This window comes from Clostridium cadaveris, assembly GCF_020911725.1.
Taxonomy (GTDB): Bacteria; Bacillota; Clostridia; order Clostridiales; family Clostridiaceae; genus Clostridium_X; species Clostridium_X cadaveris.
The window spans coordinates 3542553-3563128 of the sequence record NZ_CP076620.1; the positions used below are offsets into that span (position 1 = coordinate 3542553).

The following is a 20576-nucleotide window of genomic DNA, read 5'->3' on the forward strand; positions in this document are numbered from 1 at the left end:
TCTTATTTCAAATACTCTAAAACAGCTCCACATAGGGCTTTTATACCAACAGGAATAGCCCCTTCATCACAAACAAAATTAGGGTTGTGAATTATGCACTTTCCTTTATTCACCTCTGATTCGCACCCAAGCCACATAAATGTGCATGGAATATATTTAGTAAAAGCCGAAAAATCCTCTGCTCCTGTGGCAGGTTTTTCAGGCATAATTACCTTTTCATCTCCTAACATATCCTTTAATCCTACCATTAATTGTTCTGTAAGTTCTCGGTCATTATAAGTAAGGGCATACCCCTCAACATAATCAAACTCACATTGACATCCCATAGCTTCACTTATATTTTCTACTATACTTCTTATTTTTTGAGGCATAATATATGCAATATCTTTATTAAAGGTTCTTACTGTCCCTTCTAAATTAACCTCATCAGCTATGACATTGTACCTGTATCCTCCATTTATAGCTCCTATTGTAACAACTGCACTTTCTAACGGATCCACATTTCTACTCACTATACTTTGAAGCGCCGTTATAATATATGCCGAAGCAACTATTGCATCAGCTCCTTGTTGAGGTGCAGATCCATGGGCACTCTTTCCTTTTACTTTAATAAATATCCTATCTGATTGGGCCATCATAGCCCCATATCTAACCCCTATATTTCCAACTGGAAAATTCCAAACATGAAGTGCAGCCCCAGCATCAACTTTAGGATTTTCTAACACCCCATCTTCTATCATAAACTTAGCTCCGCCTTCAGGATTGCACTCTTCTGCAGGCTGAAATATAAACTTTACATTTCCATTTATATGCTCTCTCATATTTGATAAAACCTTAGCAGTTCCTAAAAGTATAGAGGTATGCATATCATGTCCGCAAGCATGCATCACACCTTTATTTTCTGATTTAAAGTCTAAACCAGTGTCCTCATCTATAGGAAGTGCATCCATATCTGCCCTTAATAGAAATGTTTTACCTGGATTTTTTCCCTTAAGTAATGCTACAACTCCAGTGCCTCCCACTCCTTTTTGAATTTCTAAGCCAAGACCTTGAAGCTCATTATATACTAATTCACTAGTCCTGAATTCATTTCTACCTAACTCTGGATACTGATGAATGTCTCTTCTAATTCTAATAATATTGCTCAATTCCCCTTCTATAAGTCTTTCTATCTCATCTTTCAACATAACTTAAATCCCCCATTCTTATAAAGGCTGATTATATTTAGATAATCAGCCTCCTAAAAGTTTATTAAAGACCTATTCCACCTATTCCAGGACCTATTGGTAATCCTAATTGAGTCCATATGATTGCAAATATTATCCATACTACAAGCATTATTATACTATATGGAATCATTAAAGATAATATAGTACCAACTCCTGCTTTCTCGTCATATTCATTAGCAAAAGCTAAGATTATAGGGAAGTATGGGAATAATGGACTTATGATATTTGTAGTTGAATCACCTATTCTATATAGTAATTGAGTGAAGGCAGGATTATATCCTAATAAATAGAACATAGGTATAAATATAGGTGCAAGCAATGACCATTTTGCTGATCCACTTCCCATAAATAAATTTACAAATGCTACAAATAATATAAATAATATAAATAAAGGAACTCCTGTCATATTAGATGCCTTTAATGCATCTGCTCCATTTACTGCTATAGCATAACCTAAATTACTCCAATTGAAGAATGCAATAAATTGCCCAATTACAAACACAAGAACTATATATGATGCCATATCCTTTATAGCAATTGCCATATGCTTGGGTACATCAGAGAATTTTTTTAATTCCCCTATTGATTTACCATATACATATGCCATTATCACAAATAAGAATAGTAACAATGGAATGATGGAATCTAAAAATGGTGATGGCACTATACCACCTGTTTCAGAATTTCTAAAGAAACTATTTTTAGGTATTATTGAAATGGCTAATACAGCTATATAAATAAGTGCTGCTATCCCAGTTTTCTTAAGAGCTTTATTCTCTTCTTGAGTTACTTTCTTGGCTTCTATGGACTTTTTGCCTTTGTACTCACCAAGTCGTGGCTCTATTATCTTTTCAGTTATTATTACTCCTACTATTGCTAATACAAATGTAGATGCAAACATGAAAAACCAATTATCAACAGGAGTTACAGATAAATTTTTGTCTACTATGTGAATTGCTTCTGTACTAATTCCTGCTAGAAGTGCATCTGTACCGGCTATTATTAAATTTGCACTAAATCCAGCTGTTGTTGATGCATAACCTATAGCAATACCTGCTAAAGGATGTCTTCCCATGGATGCAAATATGGCAGCAGCTATTGATGGAACTATAACTATGGCTGCATCTGATGCTATATTACCTACAATTCCTATAATCATAATGATAAATGTTACAAGCTTTGGAGAAGCACCAAGCATTGTTTTTCTCATAAATGCAGATATAAGCCCTATATGCTCAGCAAAACCTATACCTAAAGTCATTGTAAGCACTAGGCCTAATGGTGCAAAACCTGTAAAGTTCTTTACCATATTTTTTAACATATAAACAATTCCTTCGCCTGATAACAAGCTCTTTACATAAACTTCTTTACCATCTACAGGGTTTGTTACACTAGTACCTAATTGTGAACATATAGCTGACGCTATCCAAACTACTACTATAAGTATTAAAAATAATATGAATGGATGTGGTATCTTATTGCCTACTCTTTCTACCCAGCCTAAAAATCCTCCTGTCTTTTTATTAGATCCCTTTAGCTCTTTCTGCGCAGTCATTTTTATACACCTCCATTTTTTATTAATAACTTACTTTTACGTTCTATCCTCCCTTCCATTTATATATAAAGCAGCACTAACATAAGTTTTTACTGCAATTTTAAGCACTCTTTCATCAAAGTCAAAGTAATTATTATGATGATCCGCTGCTCTTTTAGTTCCAAACATCATGTAAGCTGCCTTACCTCCATTTTCCTGAACTCTCTTCATCATATGTGTTATATCTTCAGAACCAGTTAATTTGTCTTGTTTTATTATTTCTGTAACTTCTGGAATCTCTTTAGCTATATTTTCTATAATCTTCGCCAATTCTACGTCACTATTTCCATTTATGGCCTGTCCTGCTAATGTTATGTTATATCTTAAGTCATACATGATTGCAGCACCTTTTATAATTTCTTTAACACGCTTTTCTACATAACTATTTATCTGATCATTTTCTCCTCTGATTTCTAGTTTCATTTCAGCCCTATCAGGAACTACATTTCTTCCTGTACCAGCCTTTAAAACACCAACATTAATTCTTGAAGAGCCATCTCCATGCTGACATACTGTATGAAGATTTAAAGCTGCTGTTGCAGCTCCTAAAAGTGCATTTTTACCCTTTTCTGGAGTAGCCCCTGCATGGGTGCTTCTCCCTTTAAACTCTACATCTATCTTTGAAGTTGCAAGAAATCCACTGGTATTACATACTATTTGTCCAACATTTTCTGTAGATAATCCAATATGTCCACTTAGTAAATAATCAACATCGTCTAAAAGTCCTGCATTAACCATAGAATAAGCTCCTCTTACTCCCTCTTCTGCAGGCTGAAATATTATTTTTATTTTTCCACAAAGTTCATTTTCTAAATTTTTTAATATTTTTGATACACCAAGCCCTATGGCAGTATGACCATCATGACCACAACAATGCATAGCTCCTTTATTTATAGAAGCAAATCCCTCTTTAAAAGGCCTATGTTCTAATGAGTCTGCCTCTATGCCTTCATTAGCATCAATATCAAATCTAAATGCTAAAGTTGGACCAGCTCTTCCTGTGTCTAAAGTTGCTAGCACCCCAGTATATCCTCCTGACATTTTCTCTAAATATCTTTTTAATGCACCTTGAGATATTGCTCTCTCTTCTTGTTCTTTTAAAGTCTCCTCATTAGGAAGTCCAAGCATAGTCTGCCTATCAAAAATTTCTCTGCCTACTCGAATATTAAAACCCAATTTTCCCAAATATTCAGATATTTTAGAGCATGTTCTAAACTCTGTCCATCCCCACTCAGCATATTTATGGATATCTCTTCTTATAGTTATAAGTTCATCCTCTATGTCATCAATACATTGATTTATTCTTATAACTTCTTTCATCTCATACCTCCCCAAGTATTTTACTTTTATTTACTTTTATTTACATTATTAACTTCTTCTTTTTCTGAAAATAATCCTTTTAAATTTTTACATTTTTATAAAATTACAGAAATTAATATATAATTTATAAAATATTACAAATAATAATTGTAATTTAATATTTTTATTTAATTTATTCTGAAAAAAAATATACATACTCTATAAGTATGTATATTTCTATAAATATATTTTTATTATCTCATTAATTATTTATCATAGTACTGGTCTCCCACGTCTTTTCCTAAGTCACAAGTGTATACCCAAGAGATAACATCTCCATCCTTAACCTTGTACTGACTACATCCATAGTTCGGAAACCAACCATTAACTTTATACATCCATCCACTTTCTGTTCCACAATCAAATTCATATAAATGATTTATTCCTTCAATATAAGCACCACTATATACAGGATCATTTCTGAATTCCATTTGAATCTTTTTATTTCTTGTTACACGTTTCAATATATCAAAAACATTTTCACCATCATATATTTCTACCGTAGTAGTTGCTAAAATCACACCATTATTCGGTACATATTTATCTAATCCAGGTCGTAATTTATCCATATTTTTCAATATTGTATCACATCTAATTTCAATAGTGCATGTTTTAGATTTTGGTTTTGATTCATTATTATTTTTATCTGATGATGTATTGTCATTGGAAGGAGGTGCTGCTCCATTTGGTTTTGAGGTTTTATCTCCATTCGAAGGATTTTTAGATTCGTTATCTGAAGAAGTCCCATCTACATTCTCAGCTAATTCAGAATTATTATCTTTAGACTCCTCATTCCCTTTAGATTCTTCCGAATTCTCCTTATCTAACGTCTCTATTTTCTTATCAGTAATGATATAGTCTCCACCTTCATTCACTGAAAACATTAACTTTCCTTCACTTACTGCAACATCTGTTGAATATGATAATGAGTTACTCTCTTCATTATATGAATATAGAAATGCCTCTTTAAAATCATTATTGTTTTCCAAATTCATTGATATAAAGCCTGGAAAAGCTCCATTATGCCTGAATGATATTAGATATTTATCTACACTTTTATTGCTAAGCAATTCAAGTATTTTTTCCTTGTTTACTGATTCAGAGCTTGTATCCAAATTAATAGGAGAAGCCTCTTTCACTGTCTTTCCCTTTATTGTCCATTTAATAGTAGAGGTGTCATCTAACTTTATTTCCTTTATAACTTCTTCGTCATCTTCCTTTATCTTTTCTACTTCTCCTTTTGAAATTGAGTTTTTATTTTGGGCTTTTTTAAATGCCTTTATATCATTTTTTAAAGAATTGAATACTTCTTTTTCTTCCTCTACAGTACTAGAATCACTATCTACTGTATTTTGAGATATTGATATGCTATTTCTTAATTTTTTAATTTCATTATTGGAATATTCTCCATTGTCATTCCCAATGACGGCTTTATCTATAAGTTTATTTGCCTTTATTACTTCTTTATATATGCTTTTACTATAATCCGATGGTTCTATATTAAGTTTCACTAGGGAAGATATTACGAATAAAACTATTATTGAAAATAAAATTACTTTTCTCGTAGTATTTTTTTTCATATTATTTTCTTATTACCTCCAGTATATAAATATATACTATAGAATAAATTACAACACATGACCTTCGTGAAATCACCAAAGGCCATGTGTCATAGTTATCTATTCTATAAAGTTATCTAATGAAAAGATTATTTTTTTATTCTTTTAATAACAGCTATACCTCCACAAGAAAGTATCATAGTTATAAGCGAAGTATATCCTGCTGCGTCCCCTGTTGTAGGTAATTTATTTGGTCCTTTATTGCTATCTTCACCATTATTATTGCTTTCAAATTGTGAAATTTTATTTTCTACTCTTTCTAAACTGTCATAGTTCTTAATGTACTTTTTGTCATCATTCAGAACTCCATTGTAATAATATTTTATCTCTTCAATAGTGGATTTAAGATTATCAATATTTTTAGAAGTTACCTCAACATCCTTACCATCTATATATACATACTTATCAATAAGCAGATTAACTATTTTAGCTTTTGCAGGACTTAGATAGTACTCGTAATTATTTAACTTTTTAATATCTGATTCTGATAATCCTTCTAACACTTTATCTAATTCTAAAATTACACTTCTAGAATCTAATGTTATTTCTACTCCGTCTAATTTTTCCTTTATTAAGTCATTAGCATAATTCATTTTTTTAATTATATCTTCTATTCTTTGTTTGGTAGCTTCTAGTTTATCTATATTTGTAATTTTTGATTTTAAGTCTTCATCTAAATTACTTATTTTAGAATATATAGCATCAACTAATCCTTTATCATCTGAAGTCAATTTATCCTTATCAGGTAGATTATCTATATCTTTTATAATTGTATCAACCTGAGCTTGTTGTTGTAATTGAACAACTTTGTTATATGCTGCTACAAGTTTATCAGAACCTACTATTTTACTTTTTTCTTCGTCTGAAAGACTATTATATCCAGTAATAAGAGTTTGTATTTTTTGCTCATGCTCTAATGTTATATCTTCAATAGCTGGAAGTGATTCTATTCCTTTATTCATTCTTTCAATTGGATTTTCACTAGAAACTAATAATATATCATTAAGCTTTTGAATGTTAGTTACCTTAGCTTTCTCCTCACTGCTAAGATTATCATAACGTTCTTTAATTCTTCTTATTTCAAAATCATTATAATATTTAAAGTCATTTGTCTCCGGAAGTCTATCTATTTGATTAAATACATCTTTTCCTGTTATTATGGAATTTTCTTTGTTCTTTTTTCCAAAGCTATATAATATCTTTGCATCATTATAGAATACTAAATTTCCATTCTTATCTATATCTATACTTTGAGAACAGTATTGTGATGTACCAACCCCTAAAACTTTCTCATAGTCTGGAGCTGTTTGTCCAACAGAATCCTTAATTATATAAAGTGCTGCTTGGTCATTGTCAGGAGCATAAGGCACCATATAAATATATACTTGTTGATTGTTTTCCTTAGTAGCATATGCTGTAGTTATTGCTGCAGATCCTTTAGTTATGATTTCATCTATTTTGTAAATCTCCTCTAATGTATTTGCATCAATTACATGAAATGGCTCTGCAGAACCCATAGTTGCTCCACCGCCACCAAGATATAATCTATCATTATAAATTACAGGTGTAGACTGTGTTCCTCCACCTTCAGTTGTTGAAGTATATGTCTTTAAGCTTTCTTTGTTAAAAGTACCATTTTTATTCACTTCCATAGATCTTATACTAGCATGTCCATTATCTGCTGCTGATATATATACCCTATTGTTCTTTTCATAATATACAATTGTAGATTTTACTTCTGCATTTTTAGGCAAAGTAAATCTATCTATTTCCTCTCCAGTTTTATAATTAACAGCGTAAACATTACTTCCTTCTCTTCTCTTTATTCCATTATCAGCAAAGATGCATGTATCACCAATAAATGTTGCCCCATTCCAACTAAATCCAACAGTTGCTTTTGTAGTTTTAGTCCATGTTGCATTCACAACTTCATCTGCTTTTGTAGTGTCATTATCCTTTGTTGGATAACATCCGTAAACAGCATTTCCTCCATAAGTACCGAAATAAATATAACCTTTGTAGTACATGACAGGAGTTTGTAAATCAGCCTTAGTTTTTATATTTTCTGTCACAAATAATTGTTCTAAAGTATCAGCATCATATGCAATAATATTAGATACTCCTGTTTCTAAATTCTTTCTTGGAACAAATATTTTCCCATCTCCATAACATGCGTAAATAAAGAACATAGCACTGCCAGGTGCTGATGCACTTGCTTCTACTTTTCCAGTTTCTGAATTTATTTTTAGGATTTTTTCATTTACGTAGCAATAAACATAATCTCCAACTACTATAGGAGTGCCTGGTGTAACTTCCCAACCACCATTTTCATAATATCTCCAATTCTCTTTAAGCTCTTCACTAGTTCTAGGTGTCTTAGCATCTGATACTCCTTGAAGTTCTAAATTACCTAAAAATTGAGACCAATTTAATGTAGTATCTTTCTTTACAGTTTTAAAAGCATTTGCTGAAGCAGGTATAAAATCAGCATTTAATGATACTATCATCAAAAATACTATTAATACTGATATTATTCTTTTAAAATTCCCTTTCATATTTTCCCCCTTGTTTTTATATAAAATTTATATTATCTGCTCCCTATACTGTGATTTGAATTTCACATCCTTTCATTTCATTTATATAGAGGCAAATAAAAAACGAACCACTTTTGTGGTTCGTTAACTTGAAACAATCTCCATTAAACTTTTTGAGTTTCACTTTAGTTAACTCTCTCCCACCGAAAGACTTAATTAAATAAATTAATATAGCAGGTCTCCTGACTTGATATCATCCTAATTGCTTATCCTTCCCAACTTAATAAGTTAGTGGATAGATATAAAATATCTAAATAAGCTTTCGTCCTTCTTACAGTAGCGGGGGCTGCTTCAGATTCTCACTGACATTCCCTTTTAATACTAAAAATAAGTAACTATATTAAATAAATATTAAATTTTATATTTCATAAAAATGTTAACATTATGTTATTAATATGTCAACATTTTAACTGAATATATTTTTTATTCAGTTAATTCAAAAACTAAGTTACTTTGTAATTTTCCATTCGTAATATATAGTATAAACAATTTTCTATTTTATAAAATTTTTGGAGGAATGCTATGATTAGTCGAAATAAATTGTTAGTGTCCCTAATTCTCTGTGCATCATGTATGATTACAGCTTCTAGTTGCAAAAGTAGCACAACTAATGAATTTGATAATTTTCAGCCTGTTACCCTTGGAACCTTAAAAACTGAAAAAGCAGTTAGAGGTACTATAACTAAAACTGCCCCCATAACTGCAGGTATATCTTATGATAAATTTGAGATTATCTCACTTACACGCGTAGGTGGAACATTTCTAAAATTCAACTTTAACCAAGGTGAAGATGTGAAAAAGGGGGATGTCATTGCTGAATTTGACACATCTGAATGTGAATTCGCTTTAAATGAAGCAAAACTCTTATATAAAAAAGTAAATAACCAATACGACTCAGTTTTAAATAATCCCAATTCTACAGATGTACAAAAGGAAAATGCACGTTTAGCAGTTGAGATAGAAAAGTTAAATGTGGAGAAAGCTCAAAAAGATTTAGATAGCCTTCGTATAATATCACCTATGGATGGAAATATAACTTTTATTTCCGAAAATCTTGTTACCGGCTCAAAATTACATGTAAATATGCAGATTTGTGCCGTAGCTGATATCAACAGCAGAATTTTAACACTTCCTGCTTCGACTTCAGATGATATAAAGCTTGGAATGAAAGTAATTGATTCAGAAAATAATGAAGGTGAAATAATAGGAATACCACCAAAAAACAATAGTGATTCTAAGACAAACTCTAAAAAGCAAAATCCTAGTATTACAATTTCTTTTCCTAAAGAAATTGTTGATAAAATACACGATTCCATAAGCCTTAAAGTATGTATAGAGGAAAAACCTGATGTAATAAAAATACCAGCAAAAGGTGTTAGAAGTTTTAATGATAAAACTTATGTGAAAATAAAAGATGGAGAAAACAAAATAGAACGATTCGTAACTCTTGGTGTAGTTACCGAAACTGAAGCTGAAGTCATATCAGGAGTTACCGAAGGTGATGAAATAATCTTAGATAATTAATATTGATTAATGAAAAGAGGTATTATTATGAAGCGCTTTAAGATATTACTTTGTATAATTTGTGCATCACTTACAGTCACATTTAGTGGTTGCCTTTCAAAAGAGGAAACAGTTATAGTTCCTCCTCTTATAACTCCAATTGATATTGAAATGAAAACAGTTCCAGTATCAAAAGGTTCAATAATCCAAGAACTATCCTTGAGTGGATTTATCGTTCCTAAAATGAATGAGATTGCTTCTTTTAAAGATGGATCAGGTGTAATTACAAAACTTCATGTAAAAGTTGGCGATACAGTATCGAAAGGACAAGCTATTGCTGAATTGAATACTGATGATATAAAGCTTTCTCTAAAGCAAGCTCAATTAGCATACAATCAAATTAGTAACTCTTATCAAGAACTTTTAGCAAATCCTGAATCATCTAAAAATGAAATAGACAGAATTAAATTGGATTTAGAACTTCAAAAACTCAAAGTAGATAAATTAAAGAATGACCTTGCAAACCTTACACTTGTAGCTCCTATAAGCGGTCAAATAACATATCAGTATCCTTATGTTATTCCTGGTCAGATGATATCTGCAGGTGCTCCTATATATATGATATCTGATATTAATTCACTAGTAGTTGAAGGAACTGTTGAAAAAACTGATGCATTAAAAGTAGGTATGGACGTTACTAATAAAGATAACCAGAAGGGAAAGATATCACAATTAGATATAACGCCTTTCCAATCCATGCTTCAAAGTGGTAAGGATAATAAAAGTTACAACTCTATCCGTATAGAAATGGATGGACTTTCTCCAGAAAAATTAGGTTCTTCAATCACATTATCAATCCTTTTAGATTCTAAAGATGACGTATTGAAAGTTCCAAAGTCAGCAGTAAAATATTATAACTCTGCCCCTTATGTAAGGGTCCTAAAGGATGGAGACAGAGTTGAAAAATTCATCACCCTAGGAATAGAAGGTTCTCAAGAATTCGAAGTTCTTTCTGGTTTGTCAGAGGGTGACGAAGTTTTAAGTAACTAGGGGGTGAAGGATATGCTTTCATTTTTATATAAAAAGATGATGAAAAATAAGTGGCTTGTAATAAGTCTTCTTATAGGATTCATCACGGCTACCTCCATAATAACTGCGGTGCCAATGTATACATCTTCCATATTCAAAAAAATTCTTGCTACTGACTTAGAAAAACTCCAAAAAGTAGATAATATATTTCCTGGAATTTTTACTGCCAACAAAAAATTAACTGGCGGTGATTTCGAAAGCAAAGACGTTGAAAATTTAATGAAAGAGGTTAAAACTTCAAACAGTTCCTTTGATAATTCAATTAAAAATATAGTTGATGATTTGGGAATGCCTGTGATGAGTAAAAAAACAGAAATCGCATGCAATGACTTTTCCGTATCAAAATACAATGACAAAGGTGAACTTGTAGATGAAAAAGGCCCGGGAATATCACTGAAAGCTATCAGTGATATCGAAAACAATATAAACATTATGGATGGTAATCTTTTTAGTTCTGATAGTTCTTCTGACGTTATAGAGGGAATTATTTCAGAATCTACAAAACGTACCTTTGACTTAAGAGTAGGTGATACATTTGCTTTTAGGCAAGTCAGCACTAATAATTTTATAAAAATTAAAATAGCTGGTGTATTCCAGGTTGATAATAAGGATAGCAGCTATTGGAAAGATGGAAATATTCTTCTATCAGATACCATTATTATTCCTTATGATTCGTTGATGAAGCTAAGCATGTACAAAGATAACTTTTATTTAAGTTCCTATAATATAAAATACGTATTGGACTATACGAATATAAATGTGTCTAATCTACCTAATGCTATAAAAACATTAGATACTGCTTCAAAAGATTTCAACCAAAAGAAAAATTCTTCAATCTATTTAGCGGCATTAGATACATTAAAAGAGTATGTTCCAAAAACTAAACAGTTATCCATAACTATGTGGACCATAGCTTCTCCAGTAATACTTATGATAATAATCTATATATTCATGGTATCAACATTAATATTAGAGCATGATAAAGATGAAATATCACTTTTGAGAAGCAGAGGTGCTACGAAACTTCAAGTTTTAAAGGTATATCTAAGTGAAAACCTTATATTATTTTTTATAACTGTATTAATAAGCCCTTTTGTTGCTTATCTAATAACCAGAGTATTTGGTGCAACTAGTGGTTTCTTAAAATTTGTTTCTCGTCCTCCTCTTGATATAAAAATAACTCATGTGGAATGGATTTATGCTTTAGTTTCTGCTTTTGCATTTCTCCTTATAATGTTTATACCTATAGCTCTTTCTTCAAAAGACAGCATAGTTGCTCAAAAAAGATCAAAATCTAGAAAGGGCAAACCAATATGGCAAAGATTTTACTTTGATGTAGTACTTTTAGCAATTGGTTTATATGCTGTATATCAATTTCAATCCTTTGAAAGTGTACTAAATGTGTCCAATGTTGAAACATCTAATCTACCTATTTCTCCATTTATGTATATATCATTTACAATTCTAATATTAGGTATTGGTCTTGTAATGCTAAGGCTTTATCCTTATTTAATAAAATTTATATTAAAGCTAGGAAAAGACAAGTGGAGTCCTTCAATGTATATATGCCTTACAAATATAACTAGAAGTAATGGAAAAAATGGCTTTCTTATGATATTCCTAATTCTTACTTTATCTACTGGAATATTTAATCTTAAAGCTGCTTCCACTATAAACACTATGGCAGAAAATAGAATTAAATATTTAAATGGTGCAGATATAGTAATCCGACCTTGGTGGATTCCTGCTAAGACCGAAAAAGATGAGAAGGATAGTTCTAGTACTTCAGTATCCGCTTTAAATTCAGATGGTACAAGTGCTGCTGGAGTATTTTACAAAGATATAGACTATGCTCCTTACACAGAAATAGATGGAATAGAGTCTACTACAAAAGTATTAAAATCCAAAAATGGGAGATTAAATTTTAATGGAAATCTCTCTTCAGAAAAAACTCAAATAATAGGTATAATTCCTGATGAATTCGGCAAAACAGCTTGGTTTGACTCTAGTCTTTTACCTCATCACTGGTATAACTATCTAAATTTATTATCTAAAGAGCCTAAAGCTATCTTAGTTTCTTCAAAAGTAGCTGAAGACTTGAAACTTTCTAAAGGAACGCGAGTTGATGTAAGATTTGATGGAAATCTCTATCTAGAATGTTATGTTGGTGAAATTATAGATTATTGGCCAAGTTATGACCCTAATTTATCCTTTGGATCTGGCTTTGTAGTCATGAATTTAAAATATATAGATGCTATGTGCTCTATTCAGCCTTATGAGATATGGATGAAAAAAAGTGATAGTTCATCTTACAGTACTATCTTTGATTCAGTAAAAGAAAATAAAGTTTACTATGAAAATATTCATTTAACCTATAATGATTTAGTTGCTCTTAGAACATCGCCTATAATTCAAGGTACAAATGGACTTCTTTCACTATCATTTATAGCTTCTCTTATAATAACTACATTAGGATTTTTAATTTACTGGATACTCTCTATAAAAGAGAGAACATTGGACTTTGGAATACTTCGTGCAATGGGACTTACACTAAAGAAAGTTATAACCGTTCTTATAAACGAACAAATTTTTATATCTGGTGCTGCTATGGTAATGGGACTTGCCATTGGAGGATTTGCGTCAAACATATTTATACCTATGCTTAATTTGTCAACAAATCCTAATGAAAAAATAATATTACCTTTTAAAGCTGTCTCTTATATATCAGGATACATTAATTTGGCAATATTTATGATTATAATGCTTTCTATAAGTCTTTTAGTTCTTATAAATATAGTTAAAAAACTAGATTTAAATCAAGCCTTAAAGTTAGGAGATGATTAGTGTGTGTGAATTGATTAAAACAACAGATCTTTGTATGGATTTTAAAATTGGTGATGAAACTTTATCTGTTTTGAAGAATATATCCCTCTCTATAAACAGGAACAAATTCACCATACTTAAAGGTCGTTCAGGTTCTGGTAAGACTACACTTATAAACCTATTAGGTGCTATGAGTATGCCAACTAGCGGCAGTATAATGTTTGACGGAAAAGATATCACTACACTATCTCCTTCTGAACAAGATGAACTTAGACGAACTCAAATAGGATTTGTATTTCAATCTGGCGCACTTCTTTCTAATATGACACTATATGAAAATGTTGAATTTGCTCTTAGAGTATCAAGACCTGAAATAAAGGATAGAAAAGAAAGAGTCAATGAATGTTTAAAGCTTGTAGGGCTTTTAAAAAGATCTTCCCACTTTCCTCAAGAACTTTCAGGCGGAGAAGTCCAAAGGGCTGCAATTGCTAGAGCCTTATGTCCTAAACCTAAAATTATCTTTGCAGACGAACCTACTTCCGCTTTGGACACTCTAACGGCGCTTCAAGTGGTAAAATTATTTAAAGATCTGATAAAAGATCAGGATATCACAATAGTTATGACCACTCATGACCCCAACATGTTGGAAATAGCAGATAATGTATTTACTTTAGAGGATGGTGAAATAGTTCATGAGTAATATAATAGAATGTGAAAACCTGATAAAAATTTATAAAACTGCTGATTTAGAAGTTGTAGCTTTACAAGGCTTAGATCTCATTGTTGAAGAGGGAGAACTTACTGCTATCATAGGAAATAGTGGTAGTGGAAAGTCTACCCTTTTAAATATGATAGGCTGCCTTGATACCCCATCTGCTGGAAAGCTATTTGTAGATGGTAAAGATTTATTTAAGCTTACAAAAAAAGAAATAGAAATTTATAAAAGAGAAACTGTTGGTTTCGTGTGGCAAAACAATGCGAGAAATCTAATTCCTTATTTAACAGCTGCTGAAAATATAGAGCTTGCTTTATCCATAGGCGGAAAATCTAAAGATATGAGAAATGAAGCATTAAAGTATTTAGATATGACAGGTATCGTTCATAGAAAAAACAGTAAACTAAGCCAGCTTTCTGGCGGTGAACAACAAAGAGTTGCTATTGCTATAGCTCTCTGCAACAATCCAAAGCTGCTTCTTGCAGATGAACCTACAGGCTCTGTTGATTCTAAAACTGCATCTATGATACTGGATCTATTTAGGGAACTTAACAACACATTAGGACTCACAATTCTAATAGTAACTCATGACAGACAGCTGTCAGCCAAAGTTCAAAGAGTTGTAGCTATCCGAGATGGTAAAACTTCTTCAGAGTTTATAAGAAAAGATAGTTATGCACAAGAGCTTCAGTCTATATCTCAAGGTCTTACCTTAGAAGGAAACGAAGAAACTCATGAAGAACTCATGATTCTCGATAGAGCAGGAAGATTTCAAATACCACATGAATATTTGGATTCTCTTAAAATTAAAGGCAATAAAATAAAAGTAGAATTAGATGGTGGAAAAATAGTAATAACCAATCCACAACAAATAGAAAAAGTTATCCACACTGAGGATAACTAAATTAAAAACTGATTACCCTTCATGGTTAATCAGTTTTTTTGTATTATTCTGTCCTACGATAGATTATTGACATTTATTTGAAGCAAATTTATAATTAAATCATATAGAATAATTAACATAAATAGAGGCGCAAATAAAGTGGTAGCATATATTAAAACCCGGGATGAACCCCTTAGGATATAAGCGAATTCTTTATTTGCCGAAAGAATTTATAGGTTCATCTATAAATTCTTGGGATTAAGGTACAACATCCTTACTCCTGCCATGAAAATATGGAGCGCTATTTATGTAATGAAAAGAAGGTTTTTCATTGCATAGGTAGTCTATAATTTTTAAGCATCTATGCACTGAAACCTCAGTGCTTTTTTATTTGCTTAAAATCAATTCTTACTCTAAATTCATTTCACAAATATCTATTAACTATCTAAAGATTTAATTTTCTTCAATTTACCAAAGACTTAAAAATTTAAGATTTAAAATCAAAGGAGGTTTTAATTTGAAATCCTTAATAAGATTAAGGATGAGCAGCCATGATGCTCATTATGGCGGTAACTTAGTAGATGGAGCCAGAATTCTTCAGCTTTTTGGTGATGTTGCTACTGAGCTTCTTATCATGAATGATGGTGATGAAGGTCTTTTCAGAGCTTATGATAATGTAGAATTTCTAGCTCCTGTTTATGCTGGTGACTACATTGAAGCTACAGGAGAAATTATAAGCTTTGGAACTACCTCAAGGAAAATGATGTTTGAAGCCAAAAAAATTATAGTTCCACGCCCTGATGTAAACGATTCTGCATGTGATATTTTAAAAGAACCTATAGTTGTATGCAGGGCTTCTGGTACTTGTGTAGTTCCAAAAGAAAAGCAAAGAAAAAATCAGGAGGTTGACTGTAATGGAAAAGCTAATTGTAACTGCTGCCATATGTGGCGCAGAGGTTATGAAGGAAAATAACCCTAATGTACCTTATACAGTAAAAGAAATAGCTGATGAAGCTGAGGCATGTTATAAAGCTGGAGCCTCCATAATCCACCTTCATGTAAGAAATGATGATGGTACTCCAACTCAATCAAAAGATAGATTTAAACTATGTATAGATGCTATAACATCTCGATGCCCAGATATAATAATTCAGCCTTCTACAGGTGGTGCTGTAGGTATGTCAAATGAGGAAAGATTACAGCCAATATATTTGAATCCAGAAATGGCTACCTTAGATTGTGGTACTTGTAATTTTGGTGGAGATGATATTTTCGTAAATACTGAAAATACAATAAAAGAATTTGCTGAAAAGATGTCATTATTAAATATCAAGCCTGAAATTGAAGTGTTTGATAAAGGAATGATTGATATGGCCTTAAGATTAAATAAAAAAGGTTATATCAAGTCTCCTATGCATTTTAATTTTGTTATGGGAGTAAATGGAGGTATATCAGCTGATCTAAGAAGTCTTTCATTTATGCGTGAAAGTATACCCTTTGGAAGTACATTTACCGTATCAGGTATAGGAAAAGCCCAATTCCCAATGGCTGCTATGTCTATAATATCTGGAGGACATGTAAGGGTGGGTTTTGAAGATAATGTTTATCTTTCAAAAGGAAAACTAGCTAAATCTAATAGTGAGCTTGTTGAAAAAGCTGTAGCTTTATCTTCTCTTTTAGGAAGAGAAATTGCATCCCCTGATGAAGCAAGAATTATGTTAGGTCTAAAATAATTATAAATTTTATGGAGGTTTTATTATGACTAAAGGATGTAAATATGGAACTCATAGAGTTATTGAACCAAAAGGAGTTTTAACTCAAGCTGCTTATAAAATAGACAACAATATGGATATATATTCAAATGAAATACTCGTAGATGTTCAAGCTCTAAATATAGACTCAGCTTCTTTCACTCAAATAGAAAAAGAAGCTGAAGGGGATTCTTATAAGATTGCTGAAAAAATCATGTCAATAGTGAATGAAAGAGGTAAGATGCAAAACCCTGTTACAGGTTCTGGCGGAATGTTTATAGGAACTGTTTCTAAAATCGGCGAAGATCTTAAAGATATAGATTTAAAAGTTGGCGATAGAATAGCTTCTTTAGTTTCTCTATCTCTTACTCCTTTAAAGATAGAAAAGATTTTAAACATAAAAAAAGATATTGATAGAGTTGAGGTTAAAGCACAAGCTATATTATTTGAAAGTGCCATATATGCTAAGCTCCCTTCAGATATGTCTGAAAATCTAGCTCTTGCAGCTCTTGACGTTGCAGGTGCCCCAGCTCAGACAGCAAAACTTGTTCGTCCAGGTCAAAGTGTTTTGATTCTAGGTGCTGCCGGAAAATCTGGAATGTTATGCTGCTATGAAGCTATGAAGCGAGTTGGTCCAACAGGTAAAGTTATAGCTATGGTAAGAAAAGATTCTCAAGCTAAGGAATTAAAAGATTGGAAATTGTGTCACGAAACAATAATAAGTGATGCGACAGTTCCTATGGATGTATTGAATAAAACTTTAGCTGCTAATGGAGGAAAGGAAGTTGATATTTCAATAAGCTGTGTAAACATCCCAAATACTGAAATGTCCTGCATACTTCCTGTAAAAGATGAAGGTATAGTTTATTTCTTCTCAATGGCAACAAGCTTTACTAAGGCAGCTCTTGGAGCTGAAGGTATCGGCAAAGATGTAACTATGATAGTTGGAAATGGCTACACTAAAGACCATGCAGCTATTACACTTGAAGAATTGAGAGAAAGCGAAACCCTAAGAAATATATTCCAAAATAGATATATATAATTAATATAGGGGGTAATTATGAAAGTTTATAGGCGTTATGATCTTTTTAAAGATGTTCCTGATAAACAATGGAATGATTGGCAATGGCAGCTTAAAAATAGAATCACAACCTTAGAAAAACTGAAGAAGTACCTTCCTCTTACTATAGAAGAGGAAGAAGGTGTAAGACAATGTCTTGGGACACTTCGTATGGCTATAACTCCATACTACCTAAGTCTTATCGATCCTAAAGACCCTTTTGATCCAATCAGAAAGCAAGCAATTCCAACTATATTAGAACTTCACAAATCCTCTTCAGATTTAGAGGACCCTCTTCATGAGGATTCAGATTCTCCTGTAGCTGGTCTTACGCATAGATATCCTGACAGGGTTCTTCTTTTGATAACTGATAAATGTTCTATGTATTGCAGACATTGTACTAGGAGAAGATTTGCCGGCCATCACGATAAAGCCCTCACTCTCAATCAAATAGATAAAGCTATTGAATATATAGCTGCCACTCCGCAGATAAGAGATGTCCTTTTATCGGGAGGAGATGCTCTTTTAGTTTCAGATGAAACTCTTGAGTATATAATAAAAAAATTACGAGAAATACCTCATGTAGAGATAATACGTATTGGAAGTCGTATCCCCGTTGTAATGCCTCAAAGAATCACTGATGACTTAGTAAATATGCTAAAAAAGTATCATCCTATATGGGTTAATGTTCACTTTAATCATCCAAATGAAATAACTCTAGAATCAGCTGCTGCTTGTGCAAAACTAGCTGATGCAGGTATCCCTTTAGGAAATCAATCAGTTCTCCTTCGAGGTGTAAATGACTGTGTACATGTTATGAGAACTCTAGTCCATGAATTAGTAAAAATAAGAGTAAGACCTTACTACATCTATCAATGTGATTTGTCTTTTGGTCTTGAACATTTCAGAACTCCTGTATCTAAAGGTATCGAGATTATAGAGGGGTTACGGGGACATACCTCTGGTTTCTGTGTGCCTACTTTTGTAGTAGATGGCCCCCATGGAGGCGGCAAAATACCTGTTATGCCTAACTATGTAATTTCTCAAGGTACTAACAAAGTTATACTAAGAAATTTTGAAGGAGTAATAACTACTTACACTGAGCCAAAAGACTATTCCTCTAACTGTCAATGTGAAATATGCAATGGAGAGAGGCCTTTCAAGTATACAGGAGTATCTGGGTTACATGAAGGACTTTCAATATCCATAGAGCCAAAAGATTTGTTGCGAAGGAAGCGAAATGGAAAATAGCTTTTCTTCAAAGGGAAATACTATATGTGTTTCCCTTGATAACTTTTAATGGAGGTTTAAGTATGAGAAGCGATACATCTATAATAGATATAACAAAAGAGTCACCTATAATCTCTATAATAGGAATGGATAAAAATGCTGGAAAAACTACAGTTTTAAATTATCTGATTTCTAATATTTCTTCTAATGATTATTCCATAGGTATAACTTCTATAGGACGAGATGGTGAAGATGTTGATGCAGTGACTTTCACACCTAAGCCTAGAATTTATATAAAAAAAGGCACATTTATAGCAACGGCTAAAGACTGCTTAAAAAACAGCGATATTACCAGGGAAATTTTTAATACTACTGACATACATACTTCCATGGGAGAAGTAATAATAGTGAAAGCTTTAAGTGATGGTTATATTGACCTTGCAGGCCCTTCTCTAAATTCTCAAATGGAACATGTATGCGAAATTCTAAAAGATTGTGGATGCAAAAAAATCTTTGTAGATGGAGCAATTAATAGAAAATCTTTTATAGGACGAAATATAAATCAAGGTGCTATCCTTGCAACTGGTGCTTCATTAAATAGAAATATAGATAAGGTTGTCAGCGATACTTCTCATGCTGTATCTATGCTTATGCTGCCATCATTTGATAATACTTTTCTTACAGAAAGATGTCTTAATAGTTCAATAGATGAGCGTTGCATTCTTAGAAATAACAGAGGAAACTTAAAAATTATTAACAGCCTTACCTCCTTAAATATTTCAAAAGAAATATCGGATTCTATTGATGATTCCATCACTGATATTTTTATAAAAGGAGCATTAACTGCAAATTTATTTAAAACTTTACTGCAAAATCCTTCAAAATTAAAAAATAAAAACTTTATTGCTGAAGATGGAACAAAAATTTTAATAGATAAAAATACATATGAAAATTTACTCTTTCTTAATTGTACTTTAAAGGTTTTAAACCCCATAAATATTTTATGTATCACCTCAAATCCTACTTCTCCTTATGGGTACGATTTTTCTCCTGAAGAACTTTTATATAAGCTTAGACATAGCATATGCCTACCAGTTTTTGATGTTGTTCATGATATATAGGAGGTT

General features: G+C 32.0%; 15 protein-coding genes and 2 riboswitches. Of the genes, 10 read left to right on the top strand and 5 right to left on the bottom strand.

The window, feature by feature from the left end:
- Nucleotides 1–2 precede the first annotated feature (2 nt).
- From KQH81_RS17120 to KQH81_RS17140, 5 genes are all read right to left on the bottom strand, one after another.
- Nucleotides 3–1187, bottom strand: coding sequence for a M20 family metallopeptidase (locus tag KQH81_RS17120; RefSeq protein WP_230028550.1), 1185 nt, complete (start codon nt 1185–1187; stop codon nt 3–5).
- Nucleotides 1188–1251: 64 nt separating this feature from the next.
- Entirely contained in the window at nt 1252–2784 is a 1533-nt protein-coding gene (locus KQH81_RS17125) for an AbgT family transporter (protein ID WP_027639709.1), read from the bottom strand.
- A 36-nt stretch (nt 2785–2820) separates the two neighbouring features.
- On the bottom strand, nt 2821–4143 hold the full coding sequence (locus KQH81_RS17130; protein WP_230028552.1) for an amidohydrolase: 1323 nt from the start codon (nt 4141–4143) through the stop codon (nt 2821–2823).
- 245 nt (nt 4144–4388) lie between these two features.
- Nucleotides 4389–5762 (bottom strand): DUF4430 domain-containing protein, encoded by a 1374-nt coding sequence (locus tag KQH81_RS17135; RefSeq protein ID WP_230028554.1) that lies wholly within the window; start codon nt 5760–5762, stop codon nt 4389–4391.
- 128 nt (nt 5763–5890) lie between these two features.
- Nucleotides 5891–8356: a PQQ-binding-like beta-propeller repeat protein gene (locus tag KQH81_RS17140; RefSeq protein ID WP_230028556.1), complete on the bottom strand. Its 2466-nt coding sequence runs from the start codon at nt 8354–8356 to the stop codon at nt 5891–5893.
- 194 nt (nt 8357–8550) lie between these two features.
- Nucleotides 8551–8750: riboswitch (cobalamin riboswitch) on the bottom strand.
- Between the two features lie 167 nt (nt 8751–8917).
- On the opposite strand from KQH81_RS17140, the gene KQH81_RS17145 reads away from it, so the two are divergent.
- From KQH81_RS17145 to kamB, 10 genes are all read left to right on the top strand, one after another.
- Complete coding sequence (locus KQH81_RS17145) at nt 8918–9919, top strand: efflux RND transporter periplasmic adaptor subunit (protein ID WP_027639712.1); 1002 nt, start codon at nt 8918–8920, stop codon at nt 9917–9919.
- Nucleotides 9920–9946: 27 nt separating this feature from the next.
- Nucleotides 9947–10948, top strand: coding sequence for an efflux RND transporter periplasmic adaptor subunit (locus KQH81_RS17150; RefSeq protein WP_027639713.1), 1002 nt, complete (start codon nt 9947–9949; stop codon nt 10946–10948).
- A 12-nt stretch (nt 10949–10960) separates the two neighbouring features.
- Entirely contained in the window at nt 10961–13831 is a 2871-nt protein-coding gene (locus KQH81_RS17155; protein WP_230028558.1) for an ABC transporter permease, read from the top strand.
- Nucleotide 13832: 1 nt separating this feature from the next.
- Nucleotides 13833–14510 carry an ABC transporter ATP-binding protein gene (locus KQH81_RS17160; RefSeq protein WP_099336383.1) on the top strand — a complete coding sequence of 226 codons (678 nt, stop codon included), beginning with the start codon at nt 13833–13835 and terminating at the stop codon, nt 14508–14510.
- Nucleotides 14503–15429: an ABC transporter ATP-binding protein gene (locus KQH81_RS17165; RefSeq protein WP_035771192.1), complete on the top strand. Its 927-nt coding sequence runs from the start codon at nt 14503–14505 to the stop codon at nt 15427–15429. Before KQH81_RS17160 ends, KQH81_RS17165 begins: the two co-directional genes overlap by 8 nt.
- A 114-nt stretch (nt 15430–15543) precedes the next feature.
- Nucleotides 15544–15720: riboswitch (Lysine riboswitch) on the top strand.
- 205 nt (nt 15721–15925) lie between these two features.
- Nucleotides 15926–16381, top strand: a complete 456-nt coding sequence (gene kal, locus KQH81_RS17170; RefSeq protein ID WP_343750915.1) for a 3-aminobutyryl-CoA ammonia lyase — start codon at nt 15926–15928, stop codon at nt 16379–16381.
- Nucleotides 16323–17141 carry a 3-keto-5-aminohexanoate cleavage enzyme gene (gene kce / locus KQH81_RS17175; protein ID WP_027639716.1) on the top strand — a complete coding sequence of 273 codons (819 nt, stop codon included), beginning with the start codon at nt 16323–16325 and terminating at the stop codon, nt 17139–17141. The genes kal and kce overlap by 59 nt, the downstream gene beginning before the upstream one ends.
- Nucleotides 17142–17166: 25 nt before the next feature.
- Entirely contained in the window at nt 17167–18201 is a 1035-nt protein-coding gene (kdd, locus tag KQH81_RS17180) for an L-erythro-3,5-diaminohexanoate dehydrogenase (RefSeq protein ID WP_027639717.1), read from the top strand.
- Nucleotides 18202–18219: 18 nt separating this feature from the next.
- Nucleotides 18220–19470: a lysine 2,3-aminomutase gene (gene kamA / locus KQH81_RS17185; RefSeq protein WP_230028560.1), complete on the top strand. Its 1251-nt coding sequence runs from the start codon at nt 18220–18222 to the stop codon at nt 19468–19470.
- A gap of 62 nt (nt 19471–19532) precedes the next feature.
- Entirely contained in the window at nt 19533–20570 is a 1038-nt protein-coding gene (gene kamB / locus KQH81_RS17190) for a lysine 5,6-aminomutase reactivase subunit KamB (protein ID WP_027639719.1), read from the top strand.
- Nucleotides 20571–20576 lie beyond the last annotated feature (6 nt).